This is a genomic window from Maritimibacter dapengensis (assembly GCF_019218265.1).
Classification (GTDB): Bacteria; Pseudomonadota; Alphaproteobacteria; order Rhodobacterales; family Rhodobacteraceae; genus Maritimibacter; species Maritimibacter dapengensis.
The window spans coordinates 326,611-343,850 of sequence record NZ_JAHUZE010000004.1 but is presented as its reverse complement, the minus strand read 5'-3'; the positions used below and the strand labels follow the sequence as shown (position 1 = coordinate 343,850).

Here is a 17,240-nt window from a genome sequence, read left to right as displayed (position 1 = left end):
AGCCAGCTTCAGGTTGGCGCGCGTTTGTCCACGGCTTTGCGCCCGATATATTGATCCACGGCACCCGGTGGAAGGTCTTCGGGCCCGTTGACGCCGATCAGGATACCGACCTTTCCAATTTCCATATTTTTGCGCCGGAGGAGGATACGTTTCGTTGGAACGGTGACCCTTTGCGAGTTTCGTAGCGCCCAGGCGTGGAGATGGGCATACATCGCCTCGATATGCTCCGCGTGATCCGGTGATTTGCCCAGATCGACGAGTTCGTTCGGATCATTCGCAAGGTCGAACAGGATCGGGCGGAAGCCTCCCTCGAAATGAATAAGTTTCCAGTCGCGGGTCGCGACCATGAACATGCGCGCGTCATTTGGGGCGAGTTTCATAGCTTCAGCTTGCGGCGTGTGCCCGAAATCGTACTCGCAAAAGCTCACCTCGCGGTCCGGGTTACCGGTGCCGTGCAGGATCGGGACCAGGCTTTGTCCTTCGAGGATGTGGTCCACGTCCGACGCGTCGCCGCCCGCCACTTCGTAAAAAGTCGGGGCAAGATCGATCATTTCCACCAATGCGTCAGACGTCGTTCCGCGGGTCGCATCGGCTTTCGACGACGGATCGTAGATGATCAGCGGCACTTTCACCGACGTGTCGTGGAAGAACATCTTTTCGCCCAGCCAATGATCGCCCATGTAGTCGCCGTGATCGGAATTCAGCACGATCATCGTGTCTTCCATGCGGCCCGTGTCTTCTAGGAATTTGAACAGGACACCCATCTGGTCGTCGATCTGCTTGATGAGGCCCATGTAAGCCTGAAGAACCTTTTCGCGAACATCGTCTCGCGCAAAGGTCCGGCTCACCATCCATTGCAGTAACCCGGCGAGTACCGGGTGGTCCGTCTGTTTTTCGGCGTCGGACCGCACCGGCGCCAGCATGTGCTCGGGCCCGTACATGTCGTGGTAAGGCGCAGGCACGATATAAGGCCAATGCGGCTTGATCAGCGAGAGGTGACAAAGCCACGGTGTGTCACCAGCTTGTTCGATGAACTCAATCCCGCGCCTTGTCATGTAAGGCGTCTCCGAATCCTCTTCGGCGATGTTGGCGGGCTGGTCGGAATACTTGAGAAACCAGCCGGAGAGCACGTTACCATCGTCGTCCAAACCGGAGTTTGCGTAGTCGTGCCACGGGTTTTCGCCATCATAACCTTTGGCTTTGAGGTAGGTGTTGTACTTGGCTGCCGAATGGGTTTCGACAAAAGGGCTATTGGGTCCCGCATTACTCTCAAAAGCCAGACCGTCGTCCCGCTCAAACGCATCGAAGCCGCATTCCGCCTGCCGCGCACCAATGATACTGTCAGGTTCCAGCCCGAGGCGCTGCATCCCTTCGGCGTCGGCCTGCATATGAGTTTTGCCAACGAGCACCGCGTCCATCCCGAGTTTTCGCAGGTGATCGCCCATGGTCATCTCGCCCACGCGCAGGGGATAGCCGTTCCACGCGGCACCATGGCTGTGCACATATCGTCCCGTATAGGTCGACATCCTGCTCGGCCCGCAGAGCGGCGACTGGATACGCGCATTGGTGAACCTCACTCCCATCGAAGCGATACGGTCGATGTTCGGCGTTTGCAGGTGCGGGTGGCCATAGCAACTCAGGTAATCCCAGCGCAGCTGGTCGAACATGATGAATAGGATGTTCTTTGCGTTCGCCATGAGGGTCTCCGAGAATTATTGACGTCCGGCCAACGCCGAGCGGCGATAATGCCAGTCGAGCAGCCGCTTGTTCGCCCAGTTGGTAGCACCGTTCACGATGACGGAAAGGATTGCGATGACGATGATCGCGGTCATCACACGGGTCATGGAGAAATCGGACTGCGCCACACGCAGATAGTCGCCCAACCCGTTGGTCGAGACGATGATCTCGGACACGACCGTCAGAAGAAGCGCTACGGTGATGCCCAGCTTGATCCCTGCGAAAATACGCGGAAGAGCCGCCGGCAGGTCGATCAAAGTCATCCGTTCCCACGTAGTCAGGCGGAGCGAGCGGGCGAGTCGCGCCTGCATTGGATCCTGCACCTTCACGGCATCGATGGTGTTGATGACGATGGGGAAAGAGGCACCCCAGACGACGACCACGAGCTTCGCGGCATCCCCGATACCCAAGAGCATGATGGCAAGTGGCACGACCGCGATGGGCGGAAGGGGACGGAAAAACTCCAGCACCGGCTCCACGATCTCGCCCAGCATGCGGATGCGGCCAAGCACGATTCCCAGAGGCAGCATGGTCACCAGCGCGATCACAAACCCGATCGCGGCGCGCCGCAGAGTGTCGAGCGTGGCGGCCCAGAGGTTCGCCCAATCTTCAACCATAGTCATGGCCACGGCGCTCGCCTTCGGAAAATAAAAACTGTCCGCGATCTGCGCCCAGATTTCCCAAACCATGATGATGAGTAGGATAAAGATGATCCCCGGCCAGTTGATGCGGCCATTGATGAGCTTGTCCATTAGGCGGTCGCTCCCATCGAGGCGTAACGGGTCTGCCAACCGGCCAGCGGCCAACGGGCGGCAGCAACGGCAAGGTTCATGAAAATGCCAAGCAGGCCGATGATGAACATGAGCGCATACATCTGGTCCCACAAAAGACTGAAGCCCGCGTTGTAGATCATGGCGCCCAATCCATCGCCACCCAGAAGCATCTCGGTCGCAGTGGTGGCGAGAAGGGAAACGGAGGCCGACAGGCGTATACCCGTGAAGATTTCAGGCATGGCGGCGGGCAACCTGATCTGCCACAGGATTTGCCATTCCGAGAGGCCGTAGATGCGCGCGGTGTTCACCTGAACCGGCTCGACCGTGGAAAGCGCGTTGGAGGCAGAGATATAGGTCGCCCACATGCAGCCGAAAATGATCACGAAGTAGAATAGTGCAGGCGTTATGCCGAGAACGAAGATCAGAAGCGGCACAAGCGCCGGCGGCGGTAGTGAGCGCAGGACGTCGGTGATCGGCTCCAACGCACGACGGAGGAGCGCGAAGCGGGCGGCGACCACAGCCACGGAGATCGCCAGAACGATCGCAACGGAGAGGCCCAGCAGCATCCGCTGCACCGTGGCGAAGAAGTTGCGCCAGAAGTCACCACTGGTCACGAAGGCCCAGATCGCCGCGCCAATGTCGGCGAGCCGGGGCATATAGTCGGGCGACACGATCCCTGTCGCGGTCACGATCTCCCAGATCACCAGGAAAATCAGAAGACCTACAACACGTCTTGCGAGCATGAACATCGTGCCGCCCCTTGGCTTGCTTATTTGTAGTCCACCGCGCGCACAGCGTCGTCGAGGTCGATTGCGCCCTCTTCCATCATGCCGGTCAACACCATCTGTTCGAGCAGCGGTTGATACTGCTCATTGGTGGTTGTGAAGCTTTTTGCTTTGAGCGGAAGCGGGGTCGCATTAGCGGCACCTTCGGGCATGCCGAATTCCGCCATCAGGATCGCGTTCACCTTGGAGCGGTCGGCGACCAGTTCACGGTAGGATTGTTCCATCGCCGTGAGGAAGCGCTTGGCAATTTCCTCGTTCTCCTCGAGCCATTTATCCTGAGCGAACCATGCGCCGAGCGCGTATTCCACACCCTCTTCGGAATGGATAAGGCCATTAGCGAGTTCGACCGCATTGATCTTGTCCGAGCCCATGATCATGCCATGGAACGGCTCGCCCACATGCACGGCGTCGACGTTGCCGACTTCGAGAGCGGAGGGCAGCTGCGGGAACGGCAGCGCTACGAATTCAACGGTGCTGGGATCGGCGCCGGCGGCTACCATGTGGCTCATGAAGGCGAGCGTTGCGGGCGAGTTCTTCGCGACGACGCCGATTGTCTTGCCTTCGAGCGATTTGAGGTCAGTGGTCCCTGCCTCTTCTGTGCCGATCAGCCAATTGTGGTTGTAGTCGGGCTGACGTTCGGTGTCGCCCGTTCCGAAGACGGCAATGGGCAAGCCTTTGGAACGCGCCAGAAGCGCGATGCCGGCTGCGGTCTGTCCGATGTCGGCCGACCCGGACGCGAGCGCCGTCATCAGTTCCGGTCCGCCGTTGACGACGGTCAGTTCGATGTTGAGGTCGTTCGCTTCCATGATTCCGCTGTCGATGGCGTATTTGATCGACACCAGCGGCGGAATTTTCATGTAGGCCACCTTCACGGTGTCCATGGCGAGTGCCGAAATCGGGGCCGCCGCCGTCACTGCCGCAAGCGCGACACCTTTCAAAAAGCTACGTTTTTTCATGTTTTCTCCTCCCTAGGAATGATTGGCGGGGGCTCCGCCTCGACCTCGTCGGGTCAGCTTTGCTTAAAACTCCGAATACGTTCGATCACCTCATGACGGATGCGAAGGAATTCCGGGTCCTCGCGGGTTGCAAGATGATCGCGCGGCTTGGCGAGTGGCACCTCGATCTCTTCGACCACCCGGGTCGGACGGTTCGACAGCACCACGATACGGTCGGCCATATAGACCGCCTCCTCCACATCATGGGTGACGAGCATACAGGTCTTGTTGAACTGCTTGGCAAGCCGAAGTAAAAGATCCTGCATATCGGCGCGCGTTTGAGCATCGACTGCCGCAAGAGGTTCGTCGAGCAGCAGGAGCTTTGAACGGGTTGCGAGCGCGCGCGCGATCGCTACGCGCTGTTGCATGCCGCCGGACAATTCCCAAGGATAGCGGTCCTCGAACCCGATTAGACCGACCGCTTCCAGCATTTCACGCGCCAACGCTTCTTTTTCGGCCTTTGACATGTCGAGACGCCGCATCGCGAACAGGACGTTTTGCAAGTTGCGCTTCCACGGCAGAAGCGATCGGGAATAGTCCTGAAACACGACCGAAAGGCCTTCAGGCGGTCCCGATACATGGTGCCCCTGAAAGAGCACTTGACCGCTATCGGGCTCATAGAGTCCAGCCAACGACATGAGAAGCGTGGTCTTTCCGCAGCCAGACGGCCCGACGATGGTCAGAAACTCCCCTGGCTTGGCGGTGAACTCTATCCCGCTGAGTATCTTGAGCCGCTCGGACCCCTTGCCCAGTGATTTTTCCAGGCCGGTCACGGTCAGGATATCGGCCATTACGTCGGGTCGCTTTCCGTCATCGAACATCTATCCTCCCCCGCCCTTGCCTGCGGTTGCGAGTCGCAGCGGCACGGCATTGCGTCCGTGGGTTCCTAATTATACAAGTGACCAATTAGTGCAAAATCGCATCTCTCGCGCCTACCTATCGGAGATATCGATACATGGCACAAGAAACCTCGGGGGAACGGGTGGATAAGGAACGTAATAAAACAGTCGTTACAAGACGAAAACAAAAAGTCACACGCTCCAACGGCGATGAAACCCGAGAAAAAATTCTCAACGCCGCCGAAAAGCTATTTGGTGCGCGCGGCATGGCGGCTGTCTCGCTGCGTGACATAACCGGCGAGGCCAATGTGACGCTCGCGCTCGCTTCCTACCACTTCGGCTCAAAGGACAACCTGTTTGAAGTAGTGGTCGCAAGAAGAGCGGCGGTCTTGGGCACGGAACGGAACGCACGGCTCGACAGGTTGGTCGCTCCGGACACCGCCGCCATCCTCGACGCGTTCATGGGGCCGATGTTTGACAAGGCTCAGTCAGGCGAACCCGGTTGGCCATCATATTTCCGCGTCGTATCGAGGCTTTCCGAAGGCGACGAACATCTTGAACTGCTGCGAAGGTATTTTGACGACACCGGTCAACGCTTCCTTGGTGCTTTGAACCAAGTGCTGCCACTGGCCGACCGGGCCAAACTTGCCCGAGGTTTTGCGATGGTGCTTCACGCAATGCTTGCCACGGTTTCTCAAAACGCGAGGGTCACGACCTTGAGCGGCGGCGTAGCGTCGAGCACCGACCTTGCCGCGGCATATGAAACGCTCCTGGAATTCTCGACAGCTGGCCTTGAAGCGCTGAATCGTTAATCCTTGAACCGCTCCCGTGCGGCGGCGATCTGGCTGCTATGAGCTTCGAGCCAGCCCAAGAGCCGATCGAACTCAGACACAAGGTCTCGCCCGAGTGGCGACAATGCATATTCCACACGAGGCGGCACAGAGCGTGATTCCCTTCGTGTAATCAGCCCGTCCCGTTCCAGCGCCTTGAGCCGCAGCGTCAGCATCCGTTGCGAGATGTCCTGTTCAGAAGCCAGAGCGCCGATAACCCTTCGCAACGTCGCATGTCGATATGTCCCAGTTGCCAGAACCTTGAGGATGAGCGCGGACCAATTGTCGCCTAGGCGCGCCATGACCTCACGCACTGGGGCGTCGCGGTCTGGCGGCGTTGCGCCCATCGCATCCGACAGGGCTGCCAGACCGGCAAGCCTTGGATCACTTTCCAAAACCTCTGCCTCGCCAATCGCCAAGAGCTTGGCCAGATCATCTGCCGTCAACATGCGCCGTTCATGCCAAAGGAACCCGAACAAGGTCAATCACCGTACAGTTCTGCAATGCAAAACAATGTTTCGCAAATATGTGGACATCCCTGTCCGCACCGGTCTAGCTTGATTGGCGGGGCATTTACGCCCCTCGGGGAGGTAGTAATGATTTCACGTATCGCCATTTCGGGATTGCTCGTTTGTCTTGCCAGCCCTGCTGCGGCGCAGGCAACCGACTATGGAAACGAAGATAACTGGCTCTGTTTGCCCGGACGCGAAGATGCCTGTCAGACCGATCTGACCACTTCGGTGGTAGCACCTGACGGCAGCATCACCATCAAAGAGTTCACCGCCGCCGAAGACCCCGGCGTCGATTGCTTCTATGTCTATCCGACCGTGTCGATGGACCCGACAGGCAATTCGGACCTGTCCATTGATCCCGCCGAAGTCTCGACCGTGCAAAAGCAGTTCGCCCGCTTCGGAGAGGTCTGCAAACTCTATGCACCGATGTATCGACAGGTGACGCTCGCTGGTCTTCGCGCAATGTTGAGCGGAGGGGATATCGGCGCCGACTGGGGTCTGGCGGCGTCTGACGTTGCGGCTGCGTTCGGTCACTACATGGAAAACCATAACGAGGGCCGTCCTTACGTGTTGGTCGGCCACAGCCAGGGCACCATCATGCTGAAAGGCGTCATCCCGATGATGATCGACGGCAAGCCCGCGCAAGAGAACCTGCTGTCTGCGATCCTCATGGGCTACAACATCGCGTTGCCTGAGAACGAAGTCGTCGGTGGCGAGCTTGGCTCGATTCCGCTTTGTGAAAGCGCAGAGCAGACCGGATGCGCGGTCGCCTTCACCTCGTTCAAGGCCGACAATGTGCCGTCACAGGGGGCGGAGTTCGGCTACTTGGGGCAAGAGGGCATGGTGAACGCCTGCGTGAACCCCGCCGAGCTACTGGGTCGCGAAACACTCGACAGCTACTTCACCTCGATCTATGGGCCGACGACGAAGGCGGTCGAGGCATGGTCAAGCGCGGGCAACGTCGAGACGCCTTACGTTTCCACCCCCGGTCTCGTCTCCGGCGCCTGCATGAGCAAAAACGGAGCGCAGTATTTTGGGATCACGGTGAATGCCGACCCCGAGGACGCCCGCACCGACGAAATCGGCGGTGAGTTGTTCCTCGGGCCGAATGTCGCGACCGGATGGGGGCTTCACATGATCGACGCCTTCCTCACCCAAGGTGACGTCATCGACCTGATCAAATCGCAGGCAGAGGCCTACGCAGCGAAGTAATGAGGCGGGGCTGCCCTAGTGCGGTAGCCCCATTTCCACCACCTGCCCGTCCGGCTTCGTGTTCGTGAAACTGTTATACGCCACCGTGATCGTTGAGAATTTCCCGTCGCGCACGTCGTACATTATGAGACCGCGATAGGTGAACCGCTCCCCTTTCACCACTGGCCCGAACAGAGTGTCGGCCGCATCGTGAAGCGCTTTAAACTCAGTGCGCATCCGCACCGCGACGTGGGTGTCATTGGAAACGAACCGCTCAGCGTTCAGCTCCTCGCGGAAATGAGGCCAGATCAGATCGACGTAATGGTGCTTCATCCCCTCCACTCCCGTGAACCGCAGCGCCCCGTTCAGCATTTCCATGTCGGCGCATAGGTAATCATCGAAGGCCGTGGCATCGCGGGCGTTGAATCGCGCGATGTAGTCATCGAACCGCGCCCGTTCCATCATCCGCGCTCGTCGGACGATTTGCGGAACAAGATGGTCAGAAGGAACAACATCGTCTTCAGGTCGAGCATCTTCAACGCCGCCCGCGCATCCTCGGGCGTCAACCGTGCGGCCATCGGCATGGCGTCGAAAATCTTGCCCCGGATGACGAGGTCGTTGCCGTCGCGCTCCAGCCGTTTCACCGACATCAACGCCATACCTTGCGCGTCATAGATCTTCATTTCACTCTTGGTCTTGCTCATCACAGGGTCCCCGCGATGACTCTGTCGAAATCGATGTCCATATCGTCGAGGATCTTGATCGCCGTGGGCCGCCCAGCTCCGAAAATCGCCCCGCCTGGATGCATGAACGGCCCGCAGAGATAGAGCCCCTCGCAGCCCGGCACCGCGTATTGCGCAAGCTCGGGCGTAGGGCGGAAGCCGGAGGTCTGAAAGAGTTGCAACCCTGCGCCATGGACCTCGCCATTGACGAAAGTAGCGGGAGACCAACGCTGCATATCGAGCGGGCTGTCCACCTCCCTCGCGATGACGGCATCCTCGAGGCCCGGATAAAAATAGCTGTGCGTCTCAAGCAGCTTGTCCGCCACATCCTCCTTGATCCGATCCCAGTCGCCGGGGCCGTTCCGCTCGATGTTATAAGGCTGATAGCTCGTCATATAGAGGACCGATTTCCCCTCCGGCTGGAACCCCGGCAGCGCCATCGGACCGCCCCCTTGTAACGGGTTCGTCGTGTTCACACGGCCAAGCCGCAGCGGCTCGAAGTTCTCCAGAAACTCGAGCAGGTTCGTCGCGTGGATCGTATTGGCTGCGGTACCGAAGACCTCCTCCGGCAACCGCCCGGCGAAGGCCTCAACGGGCCGATCCAGCGCGGCGTCAATCTTGAACAGCGCATAGGGCGCGTTGGTTACGCGGGAGGCACGGCGCAGCATAGCCTCATCCAGCCCCGTGACGAAATCGCCCAAGAGGTTCGGATGGATGGCCGCAACCACCGCGTCCCTGGCACGAAATTCTTCGCCCTCCGTCGAACGCAGTCCCACGGCGCGCCCGCTCTCTACAATCACCGAATTGATCTCGGTCCCGAGCCGCACCTCGCCGCCGTGATCCTTGATGCAATCGACCAAAGCGCGGGACAATTCGCCCGACCCACCGACCGCGAAGCCCACCGGATAATAATGCGTCATGACGATCATGATCATCACGCCCAACCCCGTTCCCATGTCGTCGGGGAACTGAAGGATGCCTTCAGATGCCCATTTGAGAATGAATATTTTGAGCAGGTCGCTTTCGAACAGCTCGTCCACGATCTGAAGGGGCGAGCGGAACATGAGGTCGATGAGGCGGCGCCCGTCCTCACTCCCCTGCATCATCATCAGGAAGGCACCCATCGGGATCGGCACGTTGAACATGCCCTGCATCAGCATCGGCATCATCCTACCACCCCACTCGACGAACTCGCGATATGCCTCTGCATCCTTGGGTGAAAACCGAGCGATTTCTTCACAGGTTTTGTCGATGGAGATGTATGACCGCATATAGGTGAAATCCTTGAGCACAAGGCTCATAGGCGGATCGGGGTGGATGTATTCCAAGCCGTATTTCGACTTCAGGCCCAGCTCATCGTTCAGGAGCATGGGGTTCGCCTGAATCATCCCGTGGATCATCGAATGCTTGTTGTGGAGAAAGCCGGGCGCCGTGCGTTCCAAGGTTACGGCGCCACCGCCGGGAAATCCTTTTTTCTCGAGCACCAGAACCTTCTTGCCAGCTCTTGCAAGGTACGCCGCGCAACCAAGCTGATTATGCCCCGCTCCCATCACGACAACATCGTAGTCCGACATTGGATCCTCCCTATCTGCCATCATCTGGTTAGCGCCACGAAAACGGGCCGCCTAGAAGGCACATTTCTGTTCCTACCTTGAACAGATGACCAATTAACGTAATAAGTTGGTCAATCGACCAAAGAAGGAACCTGCCCATGCCGTCCCGGAATGTTCGTCGCGTTGTGACTGGTCACGACGCGACTGGAAAAGCCATCATCCTCTCCGATGGCACGCCCCCCAACGTCATCCGACCCGCACATCAGCCGGGGCTGGCCTTCCACGAACTCTGGCATACGGACGCATCGCCCGCGCCTGTGACAGCCACCGAGAGTGAACCTACAGACCGCTACGCCGAAACCGCGCCGCCGCCGCATGGCACGATCATACGCATGGTAGACATCCCGCCCGAGGGGCAGGACGGCCCGGGCTTCGACAAGGAAACAGCCGAGGCGCTCTTTGCGCAGGTGGGACTGGCTGAGAATGCCGAACATACCATCCCTGGGCGGCATCCGCTCATGCACCGCACGGAAAGCATCGACTACGGCATCGTGCTGGAGGGCCAGATCGTGTTACTTCTGGACGAAGAGGAAGTGGTGCTAGAGCGGGGCGACATGGTGGTCCAGCGCGGCACGATCCACGCTTGGACCAACCGGACAAACACGATCACGCGTATGCTCTTTGTCCTCACAGATGGTGTGTTCGAGCCGGAGCTGAAAACGGCATTCGAGGGGCACGATCAGCGGCTGAAAGAGGCGCATGGTCTTGTCTGACTGTCTCTTCCCGGATCTGAAATGGCATCACGTCGGTTATTCCGTAAACGACATTGAAGCCGCGATCACCTTTTACGGCGAAGTCTTCGGTATGGAGGTGGAAGATCGGAAATACATCGAGCCGATCGACACGCACCTTGTGTTTCTGCGGCGGGACAACTTTCGCTTCGAGTTCTTCCAAAAGGCAGGGTCCGAGCCCGTCCCCGACCACCGCAAAGCGCCCAATACCGACCTCGCCGAACAAGGCACAAAGCACCCATGTTTCTCCGTTTCGGATGCCCAAGCCGCGCTGGACGCATTGCACGCCCGCTCTGACTGCGTGGTAATCGGCATCGTCCGAAAACCGGGAGATCCGATGGTGTTTGAGAACGACCCTACCCTCGGCCCAAACGACCCCCGCCCTCGCGCGGCAGCGTTTTTCTTCCGCGACCCTAACGACATCATCGTCGAAATCGTGACCGCAGGAAATTTCCCAGACTGATTTTCCATTGGGTCCTTGGGGTTCGTCTCGAAAACCTTAAAACGTAAAGGAACCTAGCATGTCCTATTCACTCGATGGAAAGGTCACAATCGTCACCGGCGGTGCGGGCGGGATCGGCTCGGAAGTCTGTCGGATCATGGGGAAACACGGCGCGCGGATCGTGGTGGCAGACCTCAATCATGACGCTGCCCGAGCCTTGGCTGATGAGCTTGGCAATCAGGCCATTGCGATCGAACTCGACCTGGCATCGGAAGACAGCATTGCCGCGATGATCGCGACGACGCTGGATCACTTCGGTCGGCTGGATGTTATCGACAACAATGCAGCATTGCTCACGGCCGAGATGGCCCGTCGCGACGGCGATATCGAACATATGGCGACCGATGACTGGGACGCGACTTATCGGGTCAACACGCGGGGGACAATGATCGCCTGCCGGGAGGCGCTGAAGGTCATGACACCGCAAGGCTCAGGCTGCATCATAAACACCGCCTCGAACCTCGCGCTTCAGGGCAACTTGATACAGGCCGCATATAGCTCGTCCAAAGCGGCGGTGATCCAAATGACCCGTTCCATCGCAACCTCGCACGGCAAGCGTGGCATCCGGGCCAACGCTGTCTTGCCCGGCTTGACCGGGACAGCCGCAGCCTTGTCGTACCTGCCGGGGGAACTGCGCGAAACTGTCGAAGAGGAAACCCTGACACCCTATCTCGGTACACCCGCAGATATAGCACATCTTGTCGCGTTTCTCGCCTCCGACGAGGCACGATATATCACTGGGCAAGCGTTTGCAGCCGACGGTGGGACGAGTGTTCATATTCCTGGTTTTGCCCGCCTCTCGCGGTTCTTTCAGAGTTAACCAGTACCGATATTGACGTCCCAAGAACCGAACTCGGCACACTAGCCATTGAGCCGAAACGATCGCTCTTTTGCGTTGCGGCCACTGAAGCCACCGCAACGATTTGCCCGCCATCCAAGCTATGGGGAGGGCATATAGGTCGTATCTCAGGTATTCATTGGACAGATATGTCAACGGCTCATAGCTTGTAGACAAGAAGAGGGAGGTTGCCATGCCACGCAAGATCGTCGATTTGTCCGTTCCACTCATGGCCGGGATCGCGTCTGACCCACCGGGAATGACGCCGGAGATCGAATTCGTTGGTCACGACGCAGGCGCCAGAACCTTCGAGGCGGCATTCGGCATTCCGGTCGACAAGCAACTCGAGGGCAAGGGCGCGGCAATCGAAAATCTACGCATGACGACCCACTCCGGCACCCATATGGACGCGCCATGGCATTACCACCCGACCATGAACGGTGGCGAACCGGCGTGGCGTATCGACCAGGTTCCGCTTGAATGGTGCATGGGACCGGGCGTGAAGCTTGACTTCAGATCGTTTCCGGATGGTCACGTCGTCACCCCGGACGAGGTCGAAGCCGAGCTTTTGCGGATCGGTCACGACCTTCAGCCTGGCGACATCGTTCTGGTCAACACTCGCGCTGGGGGTCGATATGGTGAGGACGATTATGTATCGGCGGGTTGCGGCATGGGCCGCGAAGCGACGCTTTGGCTGACTGAACGCGGGATGCGGGTTTGCGGCACCGATGCCTGGAGCTGGGACGCCCCTTTGATGAGTCAGATGGAGCGAATTCAGGAGACCGGTGACTGGTCCTTGTTCTGGGAGGGACATAAGGCCGGGCGCGACACGATCTATTGTCACATTGAGAAACTCGGAAACCTCGAAGCCATCCCCTCAACCGGATTCGAGGTCGTCGCGATGCCGATGAACATAAAGGACGCCTCGGCAGGTTTCGTTCGACCCATCGCGTTGATCGACACCTAGGCCAGGACACGACAACTCATGGTCTTGAAACGACACGGACGAGAGTCATGCACAGAACGGTCAGCGGGTTTTCACATCTTGCATAGATTTTGAGCAAAAAAGGGATTGATCGACTCAGGTCGAACGCGTTACGGGGCCTTTAAGCGAAACTGGATTCGGCCATCTGACGATGGCAAGGAGGTTGCGATGATTACGCGCGATCAACTCATCAAGGAATACAAAGCCCGCGGTAACCTGCCGGGGTTCCTGATCATGTATGGCAGTATCGTCGCGGTTCTCGGCCTCACGGCTTCTGCCATTATCTGATCTGCACCCAGACCGGAATAGCGAAACCCCGGCGCAGTGCGCCGGGGTTTCTTTTTCTTTGGGCAAGCATTGTCACTTGGTTGGCTCGTCCTCGGCCTTTCCATCGGGCGGGTCTTGGTTAACGTCCGCCGCTTCGCCGACATTGTCCACTCCGCGCTCTTCGAGCAGGGTCGTGAGCCAATTCGGGTCCATCTCCGGCACCGACGACAGGAGTAGGTCGGTATAGGGATGGTGCGGGGGCGTGAACATCTCGTCCTTCGGTCCCTGCTCCACCACTTTGCCCTGCTGCATGACAACCACTTCATCCGCGATTGACCGAACGGTGGCGAGATCGTGGGTGATGAACATGTATGCAAGGCCAAGGTCCTGCTGCAACCGGTCGAGCAGCTTCAGGATGCCCTCGGCGACAAGTTGGTCAAGCGCAGAAGTCACCTCGTCACAGATGATGAATTCGGGTTCCGCCGCCAGCGCACGCGCGATGCCAATACGCTGCTTCTGACCTCCAGAAAGCTCGGGCGGATAGCGGTAGTAATATTTGGCCGGATCGAGCTCGATCAGATCGAGCAATTCGTCCACCCGTTGTTTCAGATCGCCGCCCTTGAGGCCGGAGTAGAATTGCGCCGGACGCCCAATGATCTCGTGAATTTGCACCTTGGGGTTCAGCGCCGTGTCGGCCATTTGATAGATCATCTGAGCTTGCCGCAGTTGATCTTTGTTCCGGTCCGTGTATTTCGCCGGAAGTTTTTCGCCTTTGAACAGGATCTCCCCTTTGGACGGGGGCAATAGCCCCGTGATGCAGCGCGCCGTTGTCGATTTTCCCGACCCGGACTCGCCCACCACTGCAACGGTCATGCCCGGATAGATATCGAAGGACACGTCATCCAGCACTTTCGCGCTGCCGGTGTACGAAGCGTCGATGTTCTTGACCGAGATAATCGGCGGCGTACCGTCGGTCGGACGCGATTTCTGGTCGCGCTGGAAGCTACGCACCGCCCAAAGCGATTTCGTGTATTCCTCTTGCGGGTTGCTGAGCATCTGCTCGGTCGAGGCCTGCTCGACCTCCTCGCCCTTCAAAAGCACCTTGATCGTATCGGCCATCTGCGCCACCACGGCGAGGTCGTGAGTAATGTAGATCGCCGCCGTATTGAACTGATCCACGATGTCACGGATCGCCGCCAAGACCTCGATCTGTGTCGTCACATCTAGAGCTGTGGTCGGTTCGTCGAAGATGATCAGGTCAGGACGACAAGACATTGCCATCGCCGTCATCGCCCGCTGCAACTGCCCGCCGGATACCTGGTGCGGGTAACGGAAACCAATCTCGCCCGGGTTCGGCAATCGCAGGCGCTCATATAGCTCCATCGCGTCCTCTTGCGCCGCCATCCGTTTCTGGATTCGGTATTGCACCGGCGCTTCGGTGTGCTGATCAATGATCTTGTGTGCCGGATTGAACGATGCCGCCGCCGACTGCGCGACATAGGCGATACGGGAACCCCGGAGTGCCCGTTTCTCGCCTTCGGTCGCTGTGGTCAGCTCCATCCCGTCGAACTCGATCGAGCCTCCCGAGATCCGGGTGCCGTCGCGGGCATAACCCATCGCCGCGGCCCCGATGGTGGATTTGCCCGCCCCGGATTCCCCGATGAGACCTAATACCTCCCCCCTATGAAGCGTGAGGTCGACACCCTTGATGATGTCGATCCAGGTTTCTTCGGAGTAGCCTTGGATTTGCAGATCCTTGATCCTGAGCAGTACGTCCTTTTCGGAAAATTTGGTCATTTTATTGCTCCTTCAGGCCGGAGGACCGGTACAGCATCCAGTCGACGACGAAGTTCACGGACACGGTCAGAAGCGCGATGGCTGCCGCCGGAATCAGTGGGGTCACGTCGCCAAAGGAAATCAGGGTCGCGTTTTCACGCACCATCGACCCCCAGTCTGCGGTCGGTGGTTGCAGGCCTAGACCGAGGAAGCTGAGGCCAGCGATGAGCAGAAACACGAAACAGAACTCGAGGCCGAATTCCGCGATCAAAGGCGCCATCGAGTTAGGCAGAATTTCGCGCCGGATCAGGTACCAGTCACCTTCGCCGCGCAACTTGGCAGCTTCGATATAGTCCATTACCACGATATTGCCCGCGACAGCTCGCGTCAGACGGAACACGCGCGGCGAATAGATAATTGCAACCACGAACACGATGACCCAGGTCGCAGTGCCGAGGATAGACAGCATCAAGAGCGCAAAGATCAGTGACGGGATAGACATGATCACATCGGCCACGCGGCCCATGAACGTGTCGAACCAGCCACCTTTGACGGCAGCGAGCAGACCGGCGAGCGCACCCAGGATGAACGCGCCCAGGGTCGCGACCAACGCAAGTCCAACCGAGTTGCGTGCGCCGTAGATGATGCGGCTGAATATATCGCGTCCCAATTGGTCCGCACCAAGAAGCATGTTCGCATCAGGTGCTGCGAACGCACCCGCGATCACTTCGGCCTCGCCATGCGGTGCAATGACCGGGGCGAAAATGCCGGCAATCGCGTAGGTGAAGATCACGAACATCCCGAAGGCCGCCGTCAGGGGCGCGGTACGCAACTCCTTCGCCAGATTCGGTTTTGCGAGCTGGATGAGGAATTCCTTGAACGCGTAAGAAACCATTGCCGCTACCGCCAGAACGATCGCGAAAGTCGCCACCGCCCTCAGAGCGGGCGTGCCACCAACGATGCCCAGCACGAACGAGATCAGCGTGAGCGAGAACACCATCATGAACCATTTGCGCCACTCCACATATGCGAGGATGACGGAAGCAAGGATGAGAAAGGCATAATAGCCAAATACGAAAGCACTCATATCACGCCCCCCTTATTTCGGATGCCGCAGACGCGGGTTGGTCAGGATCGCGCCGACGTCGGCTGCGAGGTTCAACAGGATAAAGGTCGCCGCGAAGATGAGCGACGCGGCCTGAACGACCGGGAAATCGCGTTTCGCAACGGCATCCACGAGGGCTTGGCCGATGCCCGGATAAACAAACACCACTTCGACGAGGACAACCCCGGTAATCAGGTAGGCCAGGTTGAGAGCGACAACGTTGATAATCGGCGCCCAGGCGTTCGGAAGCGCATGCTTCACGATAACCCGCCACGGCTTAACCCCCTTGAGCCGCGCCATCTCGATATAGGGCGAGGCCAGCAGGTTGATGATTGCCGCCCTGGTCATTCGCATCATGTGCGCCGTGACGACCAGAACCAGCGTCAGGGCTGGAAGAAACGCTCTGTGCAACAAGTCACCGAAGCTCATATCGCCTGAAAGGCTCGCGATTGCCGGGAAGAGCGGCAGTTTCACTGCGAGATAGAGGATCAGGATGTAACCCAGGAAGAATTCGGGGCTCGAGATCGAGGTGAGCGTCATCACGTTCGCGACCCGGTCGAAAACCGAGTTGCGCAGCAGAGCGACGAGAACACCGAGAAAGATGGCGAATGGCACCGCGATGACGGCCGCGTATGCCGCAAGGAACAAAGTGTTCACAAAACGCGCACCGATCACACGCATGACCGGGTCCCCGGACACGGCAGAAACGCCGAAATCGCCGGTGACCGCGCCGCCGAGCCATTCCAGATACCTGATGACTGCGGGCCGATCCAAGCCAAGTTGATCGCGCATTGCCTGAACGGTTTCCGGTGTCGCACCCTGACCCAGCACGGCTTCCGCCACGTCGCCGGGGAGGAGTTCCACGGCAAAGAAGATCAGGATGGATACGACGAGAAGTGTCAAAAGCCCGTAGCCGAGCCGTTTCAGAACAAGCCGGGTCAAATCGCCCATGTGTTCTTCCCCCGTTGTTGTCCGGCGGTGCCTTTTCGGCGTGCCGTTGAATTATTGCGGTTCCGATCAGTGTGGGCGATGCAAGGCG

Annotated in this window: 18 protein-coding genes; 6 read left to right on the top strand and 12 right to left on the bottom strand. The window is 58.7% G+C overall.

All coding sequences use genetic code 11. The features are described from left to right. Positions 1 to 8: 8 nt before the first annotated feature. The 5 genes from KJP28_RS16940 to KJP28_RS16920 are packed head-to-tail and all read right to left on the bottom strand — an operon-like array spanning position 9 to position 5,111. Entirely contained in the window at positions 9 to 1,697 is a 1,689-nt protein-coding gene (locus KJP28_RS16940) for a sulfatase-like hydrolase/transferase (RefSeq protein ID WP_218393811.1), read from the bottom strand. Between the two features lie 15 nt (positions 1,698 to 1,712). Continuing rightward, on the bottom strand, positions 1,713 to 2,489 hold the full coding sequence (locus KJP28_RS16935) for an ABC transporter permease (protein ID WP_218393810.1): 777 nt from the start codon (positions 2,487 to 2,489) through the stop codon (positions 1,713 to 1,715). Continuing rightward, positions 2,489 to 3,259, bottom strand: a complete 771-nt coding sequence (locus KJP28_RS16930; RefSeq protein WP_218393809.1) for an ABC transporter permease — start codon at positions 3,257 to 3,259, stop codon at positions 2,489 to 2,491. Before KJP28_RS16930 ends, KJP28_RS16935 begins: the two co-directional genes overlap by 1 nt. Positions 3,260 to 3,279: 20 nt before the next feature. Next, the gene (locus KJP28_RS16925) at positions 3,280 to 4,251 is read right to left on the bottom strand and encodes an ABC transporter substrate-binding protein (RefSeq protein WP_218393808.1); all 972 of its coding nucleotides are present in this window, start codon (positions 4,249 to 4,251) and stop codon (positions 3,280 to 3,282) included. Between the two features lie 53 nt (positions 4,252 to 4,304). Next, complete coding sequence (locus tag KJP28_RS16920; RefSeq protein ID WP_218393807.1) at positions 4,305 to 5,111, bottom strand: ABC transporter ATP-binding protein; 807 nt, start codon at positions 5,109 to 5,111, stop codon at positions 4,305 to 4,307. A 134-nt stretch (positions 5,112 to 5,245) separates the two neighbouring features. On the opposite strand from KJP28_RS16920, the gene KJP28_RS16915 reads away from it, so the two are divergent. Beyond that, positions 5,246 to 5,941 carry a TetR/AcrR family transcriptional regulator gene (locus tag KJP28_RS16915; RefSeq protein ID WP_218393806.1) on the top strand — a complete coding sequence of 232 codons (696 nt, stop codon included), beginning with the start codon at positions 5,246 to 5,248 and terminating at the stop codon, positions 5,939 to 5,941. Here KJP28_RS16915 and KJP28_RS16910 read toward each other — a convergent pair. Beyond that, complete coding sequence (locus KJP28_RS16910; protein WP_218393805.1) at positions 5,938 to 6,408, bottom strand: winged helix-turn-helix transcriptional regulator; 471 nt, start codon at positions 6,406 to 6,408, stop codon at positions 5,938 to 5,940. The two genes, KJP28_RS16915 and KJP28_RS16910, sit on opposite strands and share 4 nt — an antisense overlap. Before the next feature lie 147 nt (positions 6,409 to 6,555). Between KJP28_RS16910 and KJP28_RS16905 the strand changes: the two genes are divergently transcribed. Continuing rightward, positions 6,556 to 7,683 (top strand): DUF3089 domain-containing protein, encoded by a 1,128-nt coding sequence (locus KJP28_RS16905; protein ID WP_218393804.1) that lies wholly within the window; start codon positions 6,556 to 6,558, stop codon positions 7,681 to 7,683. 15 nt (positions 7,684 to 7,698) lie between these two features. Here the strand turns inward: KJP28_RS16905 and KJP28_RS16900 are convergent, their stop codons facing one another. Genes KJP28_RS16900 through KJP28_RS16890 form a run of 3 tightly spaced genes read right to left on the bottom strand, consistent with a single transcriptional unit; the run spans position 7,699 to position 9,958 of the window. Beyond that, a complete protein-coding gene (locus KJP28_RS16900; protein ID WP_255552443.1) occupies positions 7,699 to 8,127 on the bottom strand; it encodes a nuclear transport factor 2 family protein in 429 nt (142 codons plus the stop codon). Further along, a complete protein-coding gene (locus KJP28_RS16895; RefSeq protein ID WP_255552442.1) occupies positions 8,124 to 8,366 on the bottom strand; it encodes a hypothetical protein in 243 nt (80 codons plus the stop codon). The genes KJP28_RS16900 and KJP28_RS16895 overlap by 4 nt, the downstream gene beginning before the upstream one ends. Then, entirely contained in the window at positions 8,366 to 9,958 is a 1,593-nt protein-coding gene (locus KJP28_RS16890) for a phytoene desaturase family protein (RefSeq protein ID WP_218393803.1), read from the bottom strand. The genes KJP28_RS16895 and KJP28_RS16890 overlap by 1 nt, the downstream gene beginning before the upstream one ends. A gap of 137 nt (positions 9,959 to 10,095) precedes the next feature. Between KJP28_RS16890 and KJP28_RS16885 the strand changes: the two genes are divergently transcribed. From KJP28_RS16885 to KJP28_RS16870, 4 genes are all read left to right on the top strand, one after another. Next, positions 10,096 to 10,710 (top strand): cupin domain-containing protein, encoded by a 615-nt coding sequence (locus tag KJP28_RS16885; protein WP_218393802.1) that lies wholly within the window; start codon positions 10,096 to 10,098, stop codon positions 10,708 to 10,710. Next, positions 10,703 to 11,191 (top strand): VOC family protein, encoded by a 489-nt coding sequence (locus KJP28_RS16880; RefSeq protein WP_218393801.1) that lies wholly within the window; start codon positions 10,703 to 10,705, stop codon positions 11,189 to 11,191. Before KJP28_RS16885 ends, KJP28_RS16880 begins: the two co-directional genes overlap by 8 nt. Positions 11,192 to 11,249: 58 nt before the next feature. Beyond that, positions 11,250 to 12,050 (top strand): SDR family NAD(P)-dependent oxidoreductase, encoded by an 801-nt coding sequence (locus KJP28_RS16875; protein WP_218393800.1) that lies wholly within the window; start codon positions 11,250 to 11,252, stop codon positions 12,048 to 12,050. Between the two features lie 211 nt (positions 12,051 to 12,261). Next, complete coding sequence (locus KJP28_RS16870) at positions 12,262 to 13,035, top strand: cyclase family protein (protein ID WP_218393799.1); 774 nt, start codon at positions 12,262 to 12,264, stop codon at positions 13,033 to 13,035. A 378-nt stretch (positions 13,036 to 13,413) separates the two neighbouring features. On the opposite strand, the gene KJP28_RS16865 is transcribed toward KJP28_RS16870, so the two are convergent. Genes KJP28_RS16865 through KJP28_RS16855 form a run of 3 tightly spaced genes read right to left on the bottom strand, consistent with a single transcriptional unit; the run spans position 13,414 to position 17,152 of the window. Then, positions 13,414 to 15,117, bottom strand: a complete 1,704-nt coding sequence (locus KJP28_RS16865; protein WP_218393798.1) for an ABC transporter ATP-binding protein — start codon at positions 15,115 to 15,117, stop codon at positions 13,414 to 13,416. A 1-nt stretch (position 15,118) separates the two neighbouring features. After that, positions 15,119 to 16,183, bottom strand: a complete 1,065-nt coding sequence (locus KJP28_RS16860) for an ABC transporter permease (protein WP_218393797.1) — start codon at positions 16,181 to 16,183, stop codon at positions 15,119 to 15,121. Positions 16,184 to 16,195: 12 nt separating this feature from the next. Beyond that, complete coding sequence (locus tag KJP28_RS16855) at positions 16,196 to 17,152, bottom strand: ABC transporter permease (protein ID WP_218393796.1); 957 nt, start codon at positions 17,150 to 17,152, stop codon at positions 16,196 to 16,198. Positions 17,153 to 17,240 lie beyond the last annotated feature (88 nt).